This window comes from Microbulbifer thermotolerans (assembly GCF_001617625.1).
Taxonomy (GTDB): domain Bacteria; phylum Pseudomonadota; class Gammaproteobacteria; order Pseudomonadales; family Cellvibrionaceae; genus Microbulbifer; species Microbulbifer thermotolerans.
The window spans coordinates 172999-187382 of sequence record NZ_CP014864.1; the positions used below are offsets into that span (position 1 = coordinate 172999).

The following is a 14384-nucleotide window of genomic DNA, read 5'->3' on the forward strand; positions in this document are numbered from 1 at the left end:
TTTTTCAGCCCGGTAGTACTGCAATGGAAATCAAGGTCAATTTTCTCGAAAACCTGCGCCTCGAAGCCAAGTTTGATGACTTTACGGTAATCACCGACCAGCCTATCCGCTACAAGGGCGACGGCTCCGCCCCCAGTCCCTTTGACTACTTCCTGGCTTCCTCCGCACTCTGCGCCGCCTATTTTGTTCGCGTTTACTGCCTTTCACGCAATATTCCGACGCACAATATCCGGCTTTCGCAGAACAATATTGTCGACCCGGAGAACCGCTATAACCAGATCTTCAAGATCCAGGTGGAGTTGCCCGAGGATATTTCCGAGAAAGACCGGCAGGGCATACTGCGTTCGATTGACCGCTGCACAGTAAAAAAGGTGGTGCAGACAGGACCCGAGTTCCAGATTGAGGTGGTGGAGAATCTGGACGAAGATGCCCAGGCGCTGCTGATGGCCAGGCCCGATAGCGGGCAGCACACGGTGATCGAGGGCAAAGATCTGCCGCTGGAGCAGACCATCGCAAATATGACCGGGATTCTGGAAGAACTCGGTATGAAGATCGAAATCTCGTCCTGGCGCAACATTGTGCCCCACGTCTGGTCACTGCACATCCGCGACGCGGCTTCGCCCATGTGCTTTACCAACGGCAAGGGTGCCACCAAAGAGGCAGCCCTGTGTTCCGCACTGGGTGAATTTATCGAGCGGTTGAATTGCAATTTCTTTTACAACGACCAGTACTTCGGCGAGGAAATTGCCAATGCCGAATTTGTCCACTATCCCAATGAAAAGTGGTTTACACCGGGGCCGGACGACGCGTTGCCGGAAGGCATTTTGGATGAGTACTGTCTGGCCATCTACAACCCGGACGGTGAGCTGCAGGGCTCCAACCTGATCGACACCAATTCCGGCAGAGCTGATCGAGGCATCTGCTCTCTGCCTTTCGTGCGTCAGTCCGACGGCGAAGTGGTGTACTTCCCCTCCAATCTTATCGAGAACCTGTTTCTCAGCAACGGCATGAGTGCGGGAAATACCCTCACTGAAGCGCAGGTGCAGTGTTTGTCGGAAATTTTCGAGCGGGCGGTGAAAAAGGAAATTATTGAAAAGGAAATCGCATTGCCCGATGTGCCCCGAGAAGTTCTGGAAACTTATCCGGAAATCCTCGAAGGTATTGAGGCACTGGAAAAGCAGGGCTTCCCGATTTTAGTCAAGGACGCTTCATTGGGCGGCCGCTTCCCGGTGATGTGCGTCACACTGATGAACCCGCGTACAGGCGGGGTATTTGCATCCTTTGGTGCGCACCCGAATTTCCGGGTGGCACTGGAGCGCAGCCTTACGGAGCTGATGCAAGGGCGCAGTTTTGAGGGGCTGAATGACATGTTGCCGCCCACCTTTAACAGCCTGGCGGTGACAGAGCCCAACAATTTTGTCGAGCACTTTATCGATTCTACCGGTGTAGTTTCCTGGCGTTTTTTCAGCAGCAAACAGGATTACGAATTCTGCCAGTGGGATTTTTCCGGTACTACCGAGGAAGAGGCGGATCGTCTGTTCGGTATTCTCAAAGAAATGGGCAAAGAGGTGTACATGGCCGTCTACGAGGACCTGGGCGCGCCGGTGTGCCGGATTCTGGTGCCGGGCTATTCCGAGGTGTATCCGGTGGAGGATCTGATCTGGGATAACACCAACAAGGCCCTGGATTACCGGGAGGATATTCTCAATATCCACCGACTGAGCGATGCTGAGCTGGAAGATTTGGTCGAGCGCCTGGAGGAAAGTCAACTCGACAACTACATGGACATTATCACCCTGATCGGTATCGAGTTCGACGAGAATACCGTCTGGGGCAAGTTGACAATTCTGGAACTGAAGCTGCTGATCTACCTGGCCTTGCAGCGGCACGAAGAAGCGTTGGAGCTTGTGGAGCAGTTTTTGCAATACAACGACAATACCGTGGAGCGCGGCTTGTTTTACCGCGCGATGCAAGCAGTGCTGGAAATCAGCCTCGACGATGCGCTTGAACTGAGCGACTACCTACCCAACTTCAAACGAATGTTTGGCGAGGAAACCATGGAAGCCGTTGTCGGATCGGTGCAAGGTACTGTGCGCTTCCACGGGCTGACACGCACCAATATGCAGCTTGAAGGCCTGGATAAACACCTGCGGCTGATCGAAAGTTACAAGAAGCTGCATGCGGCGCGGGCCGCAAAGCGACTGGTGCGCACATAAATCAGGGGCATGTTATTCCGAACACGGTGAAGTAAACCATGAGAGGGGCACGTTTTTCCGCCTGGCTGCCGGCGGCCTGCCTGGCGTTTTCGGCGTTTGTATTCAATACCTCGGAATTTGCTCCGGTGGCCTTGCTGTCTAATATCGCGGCGTCGTTTGAGATGCGTGTCGCCGATACGGGACTGATGCTGACCATCTATGCCTGGGTAGTGGCATTGGTCTCTCTGCCGTTTATGCTCCTGTTCAGCACGCTAGAGCGCCGTCGCTTGCTGCTCGGCGTGATGTCGCTGTTCGTTGTCAGCCATGTCTTATCGGCCGTGGCTTGGAGCTTCGAAGTGCTACTGTTGTCCCGCCTGGGGGTAGCCATGGCACACGCGGTATTCTGGGCCATTACTGCGGCAATCACCATGCGGGTCGCGCCGCCGGGTAAACAGACTCAGGCGCTCAGCCTGCTGGTTTCGGGATCGGCGCTGGCGGTGATTTTGGGGTTGCCGCTGGGGCGTATCGTCGGCGAGTGGATCAGCTGGCGACTGACTTTTCTGCTGATCGGTGCGGTGGCTACGGTGATGTTATTGGTCGCCTACCGCCAAATTCCGCCATTGCCGAGCACCAACGCCGGTTCTTTAAAGAATCTGCCCTCTCTGCTGCAACGGCCGGCGTTGATCGGCCTGTATGTGTTGGTAATGCTGATCGTAACGGCGCACTTTACGGCCTATTCCTATATCGAACCCTTGGTGCAAGAGACGCTGGGATTTGGCGAGCACTTTGCCACTGTGATCCTGTTTGTCTATGGCCTTGCGGGCCTGGTGGCGAGCACGCAGTTCAGCCGTCTTTACGCCAGCTTTCCCCTGGGCGTTCTGTTCGGCGCCGTTGGACTGATAACTCTGAGCATGCTGCTCCTTCTTCCCTGGGGTGGCAGCCGTTATACAACCTTGCTGATTTGCGCCGCCTGGGGGGTTGGCATTACCTTGATGACACTGGCCGCGCAAGTTGGCGTTCTCAAGCTCGCCGCCGATGCCACCGACGTGGGAACTGCTATTTTTTCCGGTATCTATAATGTCGGCATCGGTGGCGGTGCATTGGTTGGCAGTTTGGTGATCCTGCACAGCGGGCTGAGCCGGGTCGGCTATGCCGGTGCGGCCATCGGTCTCTTGGCGCTCGTTTGGGGGTTGGGCTTTTGTCTACACTTTATGCGCAGGTCAGCGATAACCGAGGCCCGGCGGGCTGAAGCCGCCGGGCCGCTGTTAAAGCCAAAACCCCAGGCTGGCCTAACAACCTCTGATTAATCCGCGTGAATACGATGGTAGCTTCCGGGGCGCTCAGGCAATAAGACGGATATTTCAAAAACGCACAAGTACTTCCCTGTAGCTCCGACGGATACACCCCTGTATCCGATGGTTTCGAAATATTCGCCCTATCGCCTGAGCTTCTCATCTGTCCCCGAACAACCTTGCCACCAGAAATTAAATTAATCAGAGGTTCCCTAGTTTGGTGAGTTCCACCAGCTCAGAAACTCCCTTCCCAACGCAAGTTGCGGCAGTGAGTAGGCGTCTTCCTCAATACCCTGTTCTTTTTCCATTTCCATCACTCGCTGTTTGGCTGCGGCAAACCAGGCGGCAGGGTCGTTTACGCCCGTGTCCAGGGCATCGCCGTAGAGAGCGGCGCTGAACCAGGTACGTTCGGAGTCGTCGCTGCAGCCGAAGGAGGTGCGGTCCGGAGCGGCGGAGGTGAATATGGTGCGCTCCGGGCCGGCCAGCGCTTCTTTCCATAAACCCGAGTAGCAGGCGGAGACCACTATCCATTGGTGGCGCACCTCAAGAGCATCCAGCCACTGTTTGGCGTCGGCGACGGACAGATCGTTGAGCTGTACTTTCGCTTCGGCGAGAAGGAAATCCCCGTTTTCGTCGCCATGGCTCACCAGGTGCAGCAAAAGCAGATCCTCTTCCGGGTCCATAATACGATCCAGCGCCTTGAGGCTCTCCCTTATACTGGTGCGGGTGGCCAGCGGATACTTGTCGCCGCCGCCGTTGCTCAGTTTGATCTGTCGCTGCTCAATATCGAAAACAGTGCCCAGTCTTTCCGTCACCCACTCCACTTCCTTGGCGAACACGGGTGAAGTACCGTCGCCGCCTACCGCCAGGAGGTAGACGTCACGCACGCCGGGACGCTGTGGTGCCAGGGCGGAAAACTGCGCTTGCAATCGCTCGGCTTCGGAATAGAGACGCGCTTCAACAGCGGAGCGCTGATCCTGTTCACTCTGCCGCCAAGCTTGCTCGCTGGGGTAGTAGCGCCCGGATACGAAGAAGCCTTTTTGCTCTTGCAGCTCTCCCGTGCCGTCAGGAAGAATCAGTACGCCCTCACCGTTGGCTTCGCCATATTCAAAGTTGGCGCGGACCATGGTGCCGTCCGGCTGGATCAATTCCCCCTCGCCGGCGTATTGGAAATACTCGAAGCCGCCCCGATAGCTGTAGCCCAGTCGGTCCCGGTAGCTGCCATTTACTGGCAAGCCGTTTTCGAATCTGCCTTCGTATTCGGTGCCTTCGGCAGTTGTCAGAAGTCCCCGTCCGTGGGGCTGCCAGTCCTGAAACTCCCCGGTATAGGTTTCACCGTTATCCCAGGAAACCGTGCCTCGGCGAATTTCGCCCTGCTCAAAATCGCCTTCCCAGATATTTTCTTCGCAGGCGTAGCGCCCCTCGCCGTGCAGTTCGCCGTTGCGGAAAGCCCCCTCGTAGATGCAGCCATCGCCGTAATCGAATTTACCCAGGCCACTGATGCGCCCGCGGTGGAATTCACCAGTGTAAGTGCGCCCATCGGGCCAGGTTAGTTTGCCGTGGCCGTGGAAGAGGCCGTTTTCCATGCCCCCGGAATAAACGGAGCCGTCCGGCAGGGCTGTGCCACCAGCAAACGGGTGCGGTTCGCAACCGACGAGGGTGCACAACAGCAGAAGAGGGAGGGTGAAGGTAAAGCGATACATGTTTAGAACCATCATTCTGCCTATTGATGCCTGGCGGGGCGGTGGGTCTTGCAGTGTGTCACAGGGCTTTAGCGGAGCTGTCACACTTTAGCACTAGGCTGCGCAGCTGACAGCCATTATGGGGAGTAGGAAAGTGTGAGCAGGTTTACGCGACGCCATTTTATCAAGGCCGCCCTGGCCGCCTCCGGCAGTGTTTTGGTATCCACGCCTCTGCAGGCCATGACCCGGCCGGAATTGCCGTCTGAGGTCGCCTTTCGGCACGGTGTCGCCAGTGGCGACCCGCTGCAGGATGCGGTGATTCTCTGGACCAGGGCCACGCCGGTGAAAAGCGGCGAGTCGGGCCCGGTAAAAGTGATCTGGGAGCTGGCCCGCGACAGCGCATTTAAGGAAGTGCTGCGGCGCGGCAATGCCGAGACAGATTTGGCCCGAGACTACACAGTAAAGATTGATGTGCGCGAGCTGGAGCCGGGCAGCCGCTATTACTACCGCTTTATCGGCGCCACAGAACAGAGTCCGGTGGGCCGCACCCGGACGCTGCCCGAGGGCGGCGTGGAGCAGATAAAGCTGGCGGTTTTTTCCTGTTCCAATTATCCCGCCGGCTATTTCAATGTGTACCAGCTGGCCGCCCAGAGCGGCGACTGGGACGCGGTGCTGCATCTGGGGGACTATATCTACGAATACGGCGCCAACGGTTACGCCACCGAACATTCTGCGGAAATCGGACGCGCACTGCCGGAGGATAATGCCGGCGAACTGCTGACCCTGACCGATTACCGCAAACGCTACGCCCTCTACCGTACCGACACCGGCCTGCAATCACTGCACGCGTCCGCGCCCTTTATTGCAGTCTGGGACGATCACGAAATCAGCAATGACACCTGGAAGGGCGGTGCGCAAAACCACAACGAGGGGGAAGGGGACTTCTTCGCCCGGCGCGCGGCCGCCGTACAGGCCTACTACGAGTGGCTGCCGATCCGCCCGCCCGCGGGAGAGCGGCACCCGCAGATTTACCGCAGTTTTCATTTCGGCGGCTTGGTCGATCTGCATATGCTGGACACCCGCGTGATCGGCCGCGACCGCCAAATCGAATTTGCCGATTACATGGACGAAAAGGGCCGCTTCGACAGCGAATCGTTTGCCGCGGCACTGGCGGACCCGGGGCGCAGCCTGCTGGGTAAGACGCAGTTTCAGTGGCTGGCGGATACACTGGAAAAATCCACCGGCCGCTGGCAGCTGCTCGGCCAGCAGGTGCTGATGGGCAAGATGCACCTGCCGGCGGAAATTATGGTGAATTTTGCGTCGGGTAAAAAGAGCACCGCGATCACGCCTGAACTGATCGCTTTGAAGGCCGCGAGTATGAAAGGGAAACCTTTGAGTGAATCCCAGCGCGCGCGGCTGCAACAGCAACTGCCCTACAACCTGGATGCCTGGGACGGTTATCCGGCGGAGCGGGAGGCACTGTACCGGCGCGTACGTGCGCTGGGTAAAAATCTGGTGGTGGCGGCGGGGGATACCCACAACGCCTGGTTCAGCCATTTAAAATATGCCGAGGGCACTCTGGTGGGATTGGAATTCGCCACCGCCAGTGTTTCATCGCCGGGGATGGAAACCTATCTGGGGCTGGATGAGCGGGCCGCAGTGGAACTGGCCCGGGGCATGCCGCTATTGATCGATGACCTCCAGTATTGCAATTTGCACCAGCGCGGCTATTTGGCGCTGACTTTCCGCGAAGACGAGGTGCAGGCGGAGTGGAAATTTATCGACAATATCCGCAGCACCGAATTTGCCGAGGCGGCGGGTCACCGGGTGGTGCACAGATTGGCGTGATTCGAAATTAAAAAAGCCAGTGCCTCTGGGCGCTGGCTTTTTTTGTTTGCAGAATATGCCGGGTCAGAAAGCGCCGATCCGCTTGCTGAATTCCAGGCTCAGGGTGCGCGGCGCGCCCTGGATATAGGTGGGGAAGCCGAAGGCGTCGCCGGTGTTGCCCGCGTCCATAATGTACTCCTCGTCGAGGAGGTTGCTCGCCGCCAGCGTCAAACTCCAGTTGTAGTCGTTGGCTGCGATACCCGCGCGCAGGTTGAGTAGGTCAACGGCATCTTCCTCGAAGCGGTTTTCAATATCGAAATACACAGAGGAGCGGTAGCTCCAGCTGCCGCTGCTGGTAAAGATCAGGTCGGCGTTGATGGGCCTTTCGTAGAGATAACTCAGGGCGCCGGTGACCTCCGGTTGCAGGCGGAACTGATTGCCGGCGTAGATGCCGTTGTCGGCGTCGTCGTCGATGCCCGCATCGATATAGGCGGCGTTGGCCAGCAGCATCAGATTTTCGGAGACACTCCAGCGCAGGTCCATCTCTATACCGGTGTTGGTGGCGGAACCGGCGTTTTCAGTGCGGATCTGGCCGCTGTCCTGGTCGACAACATTGACCTGAAAGTTTTCGTAATCCTGGTAAAAAATCGCCAGAGCGTAATCCAGCGCGACTTCTTCCAGGCGGCCCTTGAGACCGAACTCGTAGTTGGTGATCTCCTCGGCGGGAATGATGCTTTTCACCCCCGAAGACATATCCACTACCTCGGAGCGCTGACCGAGCGACACAGTGCCGTAGAGGTTGACGCTGTCGTTCAAGGAATAGAGCAGGTTAAAGCGCGGCAGCACGGCGGAGTCATCGGCGTCGCCGTCAATGGTTTCCCCTTGCGTGTTCAGCAACAGACCGAAGAAGAGATCGCTGTCGATACCCTGCGCAGACAGCAGCGAGGACAACGGCAGCGCACTGCGGTAGCTGGATTCCCGCTCCTCTTCCACCCAGCGCGCACCGACGGTGGCTTCCAGGTCCGGCGTCACCTGGTAGGAAATGTCGGCGAAGAGGTTCAAGCTGCGGTTGTCAGCCCCGTTGGCGTAATAGCTTTCGTAGGGCAGTGCGGAGGCGAGGCCGCCGGTGAGCAGTGTGGTGGATGCGGTATTGCAGCTTTCGATACCCGCTGCTGCGAGTGCGCCGGCACAGCTGAGAAAAAGCCCCTCTTCGGTGGCGAAGCCGACGAATTGTTCGGCCTCCTCCTGAAAATAACTGGCGCCAACAAAGCCGTTGAGCCGCTCGCCGCTGAAATTCAGGCGCAATTCGTGGCTAATCTGATCACCGGTGGCTTCTTCGGAGAAATTCAACACCTCGAAAGCGGTGCCGTCCGCGTCGAAGGCTTCGAGGGAATCGTAGTCCCGCCAGGCGCCGATATAGGTCAGTGCCAGATGGTCGTCGATATCCCAGGACACAGTGGCGTTGAAATCTTTGACAGTGCGGTCCACACCCACATCGTCCATACCGAGTATGTCGTTGTCCGGCACGCTCAGAGCTGCGTCGTCGGTAAACAACAGGTTCTGGCTGACGAAGGCGGTACCCAGATCTTCGGCTTTGTCGTAGTTGTAAATCAGATCGATGGTGAGTGCGTCGTTAGGCGTTATGCGCAGGCTGGGGCGGTAGGCGAGGCGGTCGTAGCCGTTCAGGTCGGCCTCGCCACTGGTGTTTTCCACATAGCCGTCGCGCTCGCGGGAGACAAAGGCGAAACGGCCCTGCACTGTGTCGTTGCCGCCGGTGGCCATGCCTTCGACTTTGCGCATGCCGTAGTCGCCGGCGCCAACCGTCAGCTCGGAGGCGAAGTCCCGCTGCGGCTTGGCGGTGATAAAGCTCATAGCGCCGATGGAGGCGGCGGTGCCGAACAGGGTCGCCTGCGGCCCTTTGACCACCTCGATGCGCTCCATGTCGTAGACCTCAAAATAGGAGGCCCGGGAACGGGACACATCGGTGCCGTTCAGGTAGACGGATACCCGCGCGGCGCCGGGGGCACTGCCGTCATCGGAGGTGATGCCGCGGATCACATAGCCGTTGTTGTTGACACTCTGCTGCTGGACCACCAGGCCGGGGATCATGTCCGACAAGGTATCGAAGCGGTCGATGCCCAGATCCTTCAGCGTCTGTCCGTCCAGGCTGCTGATGGTCAGCGGTACATCCACAATCGACTGCGCGCGCTTTTGCGCGGTGACGATTACTTCTTCCAGTTCCTGCGACTCGGTCTGCTGTACCTGGGCCTGAACCGCGGGCACTGCCGCTGCGATCAGGCAAGACAGGAGGGAGACGGGAAAAGTCCGTTTAGCGGATTGATTCATGGTGACTCCGGCATCTGTTGGGGTAGTTTCGCGGAGCCGGATACTAGTGAGGGATTAATACGCGGGTGTGACCGAACTGTGACATTTGTCCAGTCTGTTGGTGACTACTTACGTAGAACAGCTGAGAGAATCAGTCGATCCGGTAAGGTGGATAGCCGCGGATATTGCCCGCCGGGGCATAGTTACAGGTGACTATGGTTCTGAATTTCCCACTCGGGCAGTGATAGACCCCGCAGCCCACCGCGCGCGGTAGCCGGTTTCCGTTCGCGTCAAAGGCGTCTTGTGTGTTCCAGATCAGCTGGCTGTAGTGGCCGGTTTTGAGATCGCGGAAGGGACCGTAGCGGTACTGCCGCGCCTCCGCCGCCCAGCTCGCCACAGCCTGTGCCAGCGCCTCTTCTTCTGGCAACAGCGCCGAATGGTAAAAAATATTTTCCCCCACAGAGGGGTAGGCGGGACTGCCGCCGTTGGCGAGAAACTGCGCATGCCGCTTTGGGTTGTGGCGCAGCCGCGCGTTGCACTGCGCTGCCGACCAATTGCGGGCGGTGCGCGCCAGGGCCTCGTCATATTGCAGAGGGGCGACGGGTGGCCTCGGCCTGGGACTGTTGGGGAGCCGGCCCGCGTTCAGATCTGCCCGCACCTGATTGTGCAGTTCCAGCGCCTTGCATTTGTCCGCGCTGGCACAATCTCGACCCGCCGCCTCGCCGTGTATGGCAATGGCGAGGCAGGCCGCGACAAATAATGCAATTACAGACTGGGTCACAGGCAGCGTTTTCATCAGCCGGGGCCTTCTTGGCGGACAGTCACTCTACTTTAACAGCGTAGCCCTGTTGCGCGTAGAACTCGCTGATCGGTGCCAGTTTCGAGGCGGTGGCGAGAATTCGGCGTTGCCAGCGGGGGGCCGCGGCCACCAGTAGGCTGCCGCCAGTCAGGCGGATACCGGCTTTCGTCCGGTGGGCAACTGATTCATCGGTGGGCCGAGAAAGTGGTGGCTACGAGTGGAGTGCCGCCCATGGCCTAGGCGGGATAATACAAAAGCGACCTTCTTCAAAGTGCGGATACGATGGAGGGTATGGGGGTTATCGTGGTGCGGATACCAGGAGGAATGGCCCGCCCCAGAGGATTCGAACCTCTGACCTTTGCCTCCGGAGGGCAACGCTCTATCCAGCTGAGCTAGGGGCGGGAAGGAGGCGGATTATACAGAAGGACGCCCCTAGGGCAAAGTGGGGTGGGCTTGGGGCGGGGCAAAAACGGGCGCCCTTCGCAGTGGAGGCCGCAGCGCTTATAATGCGCGGCTGGTATAGGTACGCGACGGCGTGCCGCTGATCTATGGGTCGCGATTCGGCCCTCTGGGGGATGAGATGAAGATGATTTTCGGTTTTGTGGCGATTTTGGCCGCTGGCGCGGCCACTGCTGTGGCGCAGTCTGTGGACGAGGAGATCGCCCAGCGTATCGCACCGGTAGGCAGCACCTGCATGCAGGGCGACGAGTGTGCGGCGGCAGCTGCGGCGCCGGCAGCGGCTGGCGGCGGCGCCCGCAGCGGTGAGGATATCTTTAACGCCTCCTGTAATACTTGTCACGGTGCAGGTATTGCCGGTGCGCCGAAATTTGGCGATGCGGGTGCCTGGGCTCCGCGGATCGCCCAGGGGATGGATACGCTCTACACCCACGCGCTGAATGGCTTCAATGCAATGCCGGCCAAAGGGCTGTGCATGGATTGCAGTGAGGACGAGGTCAAGGCCGCAGTGGACTATATGGTGGAAAACAGCAAGTAAGCTTGCTTTTCGTCCTTATAAAAAGGCCGCTCATTGAGCGGCCTTTTTTGTAGGTGCCCCTGCAGCAATAAAGGCATACGGGTTGGGGCGGTTTTCTAGTCGAACATGCTGAGCAGCGAGCCAAGGGTTTCCTCGCCCTTGGCTTGGTTTTGCTCGGGCGTAGCTTTGCCGAAACCTTCGAAGACGCAGTCATCCTGCGGCAGTTCATCCAGGAAGCGGCTTGGGGTGGTGTCCTGGGTTTCACCGAACTGTTTGCGTTTGCCGGCCAGGGTCATGGTGAGTGTGCGCTGTGCGCGGGTAATGCCCACGTAGGTGAGGCGGCGCTCTTCCTCGATATTGTCATCCTCGATGCTGTTGCGGTGCGGGAGCAGGTTTTCCTCCATGCCAATCATAAACACGTGAGGGAATTCCAAGCCCTTGGCCGCGTGCAGGGTCATCAGGCTGACTTTGTCGGTGGCCTCTTCCTCTTCCTGGCGCTCGAGCATATCCCGCAGGATCAACTTGGAGATGGCCTGTTCCAGGCGGATATCCTGCTCCAGTTCGTCATCCGTGCCTTCCATGATTTTGTTCAGGGATTCCAGCAGCCAGTAGACGTTCTCCATCCGCTTTTCGGCCACTTTCTCGTTGCTGGCGTTTTGGCTGAGCCAGCCGGCGTAGTCGATATCGTCCAGCATTTCCCGCAGTGCGGCATCCGGACTCTTTTCGCGGCAGTTGCGGCGTACCCCTTCCAGCCACAGGGCAAAACGGTTCAGACGCTCGTAACCCTGCTCGTTCAGGAATTCTTTCAGACCCAGTTCTGTGGAGGCACTGAACATGGAGATTTCGCGCCCTTTGGCATAGTTGCCCAGTGCCTCCAGGGTGCTGGTGCCTATCTGCCGGCGCGGGGTATTGATGATGCGCAGAAAGGCGTTGTCGTCATCCGGGTTCACCAGCAGGCGCAGGTAGGCCATCACGTCCTTGATTTCCGCGCGGGCGAAAAAGCTGGTGCCGCCGGACATCTGGTAGGGGATCTGGTGTTCCTGCAGTTTCATCTCGATAAGGCGCGCCTGGTGGTTGCCGCGGTAGAGCACGGCGAAATCCATAAATTTGCAGCCCCGGCGCACCTTCTGCAGAAAGATCTCGTTGGCCACCCGCTCCGCTTCCTCGTTCTCGTTGGCGACTTTGATGACCCGTATTTCCTCCCCCAGGCCCCGGTCGGACCAGAGCGCCTTGTCAAATTCGTGGGGGTTGTGGGCGATCAGGTGGTTGGCCACTTTCAGAATGCGGCTGGTAGAGCGATAGTTTTGCTCCAGTTTGATCAGCTTCAGGTTGGGGAAATCGACTTTCAGCTGACTCATATTTTCCGGGCGGGCGCCGCGCCAGGCATAGATGGACTGGTCGTCGTCGCCGACTACTGTCAGCCCGCCGCGTCCACCGACCAATTGTTTGACCAGCAGGTACTGGGCGTTGTTGGTGTCCTGATATTCGTCCACCAGCAGATAGCGGATTTTTTTACGCCAGCGCTGCAGCAGCTCCGGGTCCGAGTCGAACAGCTGTACGGGCAGCAGGATCAGATCGTCGAAATCCACGGCGTTGTAGGCCTTGAGCGCGTCGCAGTAGCGGCCATAGGCGATGGCCATGGCCTGCTCCCCGGCACTTTGCGCCAGTTCCAGGGCGCGCCTGGGGGCCAGCATGTCGTTCTTCCAGTTGGAGATCTGGTGCTGTACCCGGTCGAGCAGGTCGGTGTCCAAGTCGCCATCGCGCAGCATCAGTTCCTTGATCAGGGCGCGGGCGTCCTCGACATCGAAGATGGAAAAACCCGGCTTGAAGCCGGCAGCCCGGTACTCCTTGCGCAGTATGTTCAGCCCCAGGTTGTGGAAGGTGGAAACGGTCAGTCCTCGGCCGGCTGCGGACTTGCCGCCGCCGGGCGCGCTGAGCAGCTTGCCCACCCGCTCTTTCATTTCCCGCGCGGCCTTGTTGGTAAAAGTTAATGCGGCGATATTGCGCGCGCTGTAGCCGCACTCCTCAATCAGGTAGGCGATCTTGCGCGTGATCACGCTGGTTTTTCCGGAGCCGGCACCGGCGAGGACCAGGCAGGGGCCGTCGACGTATTTCACCGCCTCCGCCTGGCGGGGGTTCAGCTTGGTCATTCTGGGTTGATATCTTCGGTTGGCGTTGAGGCGGGGATTCTACCAGTGTTGAAGGCCGAAGCTTGCGGTTGCCGTATTTCGTGTACATATCGGCGTCCTTTGGCTATAACAGCGCCAGAGCATTCAGGGCGGAGCCCACTTCATGCAACAGCCCATCTGCGGTTACCACCGCGACGAAGAAGACCATTGGGTCGCCGAATTGACCTGTGGCCACAACCAGCATGTGCGCCACGATCCGCCCTGGCAGAATCGCCCCTGGGTCACGAGTAGAGCCGGGCGCGATTCCATGCTCGGCCATCTGCTGAACTGCAAGAAGTGCGATGAGGGTGCTCCTCGGGACTGGTTCGACGGGGCGCGCATCGAAGAGGGAAAAGATCAATGACGAAAATCTGGGTCGATGCGGATGCCTGCCCGGTGGCCATCAAGGAAATCCTCTTCCGCGCCGCTGAGCGCACCCATACCGAAATGACCCTGGTGGCCAATCAGCCGTTGCGGGTGCCGCCGTCGCGCTTTATCCGGTCGATGCAGGTGACTGCCGGTTTCGACGTGGCCGACAACGAAATCGTTAAACGCTGTGCCGCCGGTGATCTGGTGATCACCAGCGATATTCCCCTGGCGTCTGAGGTGATCGATAAAGGCGCCGATGCGCTGAATCCCCGCGGCGAGCGCTACACAAAGGCAAATATCCGCGCGCGCCTGAATATGCGCGACTTTATGGATACCATGCGCGCCAGCGGCCTGCACACCGGCGGTCCGCCGCCACTGGGGCAGCAGGAGCGCAAAGCCTTCGCCGATCAGTTGGATCGCTGGCTGGCGGCGGCGCGCAGAAAACGGTGAATGGGGCCAGGCAGGTGAGATAGCCGGCGAAGCGCGAGCAGCAGGGCGCCTCTCTGATTAACTTGGGGCAGCCATTGATTCCGGATGCTCGGCAATGGGGGCTATTTCGAAAATGCACCAGTACTTCTCTGCAGCTCTGCCGGATATGTCCATGTATCTGACGATTTCGAACGATCCATTCCATCGCCTGAGTCCCTCAATTTAGGGGCGGTATCTCTTTGTCGTCAGGCCGTGAATTAATCAGAGGTTTCCTGAGCGCCCGGAACGTTGTAGGTGACGGTAGCGATATGATCGCGCCGACGAG

General features: G+C 58.8%; 10 protein-coding genes and 1 tRNA gene. 6 read left to right on the plus strand and 5 right to left on the minus strand.

Going from position 1 to position 14384, the window contains the following annotated elements; translation table 11 throughout:
* Positions 1-23 precede the first annotated feature (23 nt).
* Together A3224_RS00745 and A3224_RS00750 are read left to right on the plus strand one after the other, a co-directional pair.
* Positions 24-2216 carry an OsmC domain/YcaO domain-containing protein gene (locus tag A3224_RS00745; RefSeq protein WP_067150172.1) on the plus strand — a complete coding sequence of 731 codons (2193 nt, stop codon included), beginning with the start codon at positions 24-26 and terminating at the stop codon, positions 2214-2216.
* Between the two features lie 38 nt (positions 2217-2254).
* A complete protein-coding gene (locus A3224_RS00750) occupies positions 2255-3502 on the plus strand; it encodes a sugar transporter (RefSeq protein WP_082817337.1) in 1248 nt (415 codons plus the stop codon).
* 197 nt (positions 3503-3699) lie between these two features.
* Here the strand turns inward: A3224_RS00750 and A3224_RS00755 are convergent, their stop codons facing one another.
* Positions 3700-5205, minus strand: coding sequence for a C13 family peptidase (locus A3224_RS00755; RefSeq protein ID WP_231902425.1), 1506 nt, complete (start codon positions 5203-5205; stop codon positions 3700-3702).
* A gap of 120 nt (positions 5206-5325) precedes the next feature.
* Between A3224_RS00755 and A3224_RS00760 the strand changes: the two genes are divergently transcribed.
* Positions 5326-7017 carry an alkaline phosphatase D family protein gene (locus A3224_RS00760; RefSeq protein ID WP_067150175.1) on the plus strand — a complete coding sequence of 564 codons (1692 nt, stop codon included), beginning with the start codon at positions 5326-5328 and terminating at the stop codon, positions 7015-7017.
* A gap of 63 nt (positions 7018-7080) precedes the next feature.
* Here A3224_RS00760 and A3224_RS00765 read toward each other — a convergent pair whose 3' ends face one another.
* From A3224_RS00765 to A3224_RS00775, 3 genes are all read right to left on the minus strand, one after another.
* Entirely contained in the window at positions 7081-9342 is a 2262-nt protein-coding gene (locus tag A3224_RS00765) for a TonB-dependent receptor (RefSeq protein WP_067150178.1), read from the minus strand.
* Between the two features lie 130 nt (positions 9343-9472).
* Positions 9473-10117: a CAP domain-containing protein gene (locus A3224_RS00770; RefSeq protein ID WP_067150182.1), complete on the minus strand. Its 645-nt coding sequence runs from the start codon at positions 10115-10117 to the stop codon at positions 9473-9475.
* A 328-nt stretch (positions 10118-10445) separates the two neighbouring features.
* Positions 10446-10522, minus strand: a tRNA-Arg gene (locus A3224_RS00775).
* 178 nt (positions 10523-10700) lie between these two features.
* On the opposite strand from A3224_RS00775, the gene A3224_RS00780 reads away from it, so the two are divergent.
* Entirely contained in the window at positions 10701-11114 is a 414-nt protein-coding gene (locus tag A3224_RS00780) for a c-type cytochrome (RefSeq protein WP_067150185.1), read from the plus strand.
* A gap of 95 nt (positions 11115-11209) precedes the next feature.
* On the opposite strand, the gene rep is transcribed toward A3224_RS00780, so the two are convergent.
* Entirely contained in the window at positions 11210-13243 is a 2034-nt protein-coding gene (gene rep, locus A3224_RS00785; protein ID WP_067150187.1) for a DNA helicase Rep, read from the minus strand.
* 142 nt (positions 13244-13385) lie between these two features.
* Between rep and A3224_RS00790 the strand changes: the two genes are divergently transcribed.
* A complete protein-coding gene (locus A3224_RS00790; protein ID WP_067150190.1) occupies positions 13386-13625 on the plus strand; it encodes a DUF3565 domain-containing protein in 240 nt (79 codons plus the stop codon).
* A complete protein-coding gene (locus A3224_RS00795; protein ID WP_067150192.1) occupies positions 13622-14080 on the plus strand; it encodes a YaiI/YqxD family protein in 459 nt (152 codons plus the stop codon). Before A3224_RS00790 ends, A3224_RS00795 begins: the two co-directional genes overlap by 4 nt.
* Positions 14081-14384: the final 304 nt, after the last annotated feature.

Bases quoted from the DNA above. Each gene is read 5' to 3' on its own strand.
- A3224_RS00755 (WP_231902425.1), bottom strand. From the start codon at position 5,205: ATGATGGTTCTAAACATGTATCGCTTTACCTTCACCCTCCCTCTTCTG.
- A3224_RS00745 (WP_067150172.1), top strand. From the start codon at position 24: ATGGAAATCAAGGTCAATTTTCTCGAAAACCTGCGCCTCGAAGCCAAG.
- A3224_RS00795 (WP_067150192.1), top strand. From the start codon at position 13,622: ATGACGAAAATCTGGGTCGATGCGGATGCCTGCCCGGTGGCCATCAAG.
- A3224_RS00765 (WP_067150178.1), bottom strand. From the start codon at position 9,342: ATGAATCAATCCGCTAAACGGACTTTTCCCGTCTCCCTCCTGTCTTGC.
- rep (WP_067150187.1), bottom strand. From the start codon at position 13,243: ATGACCAAGCTGAACCCCCGCCAGGCGGAGGCGGTGAAATACGTCGAC.
- A3224_RS00770 (WP_067150182.1), bottom strand. From the start codon at position 10,117: ATGAAAACGCTGCCTGTGACCCAGTCTGTAATTGCATTATTTGTCGCG.
- A3224_RS00780 (WP_067150185.1), top strand. From the start codon at position 10,701: ATGAAGATGATTTTCGGTTTTGTGGCGATTTTGGCCGCTGGCGCGGCC.
- A3224_RS00750 (WP_082817337.1), top strand. From the start codon at position 2,255: ATGAGAGGGGCACGTTTTTCCGCCTGGCTGCCGGCGGCCTGCCTGGCG.
- A3224_RS00790 (WP_067150190.1), top strand. From the start codon at position 13,386: ATGCAACAGCCCATCTGCGGTTACCACCGCGACGAAGAAGACCATTGG.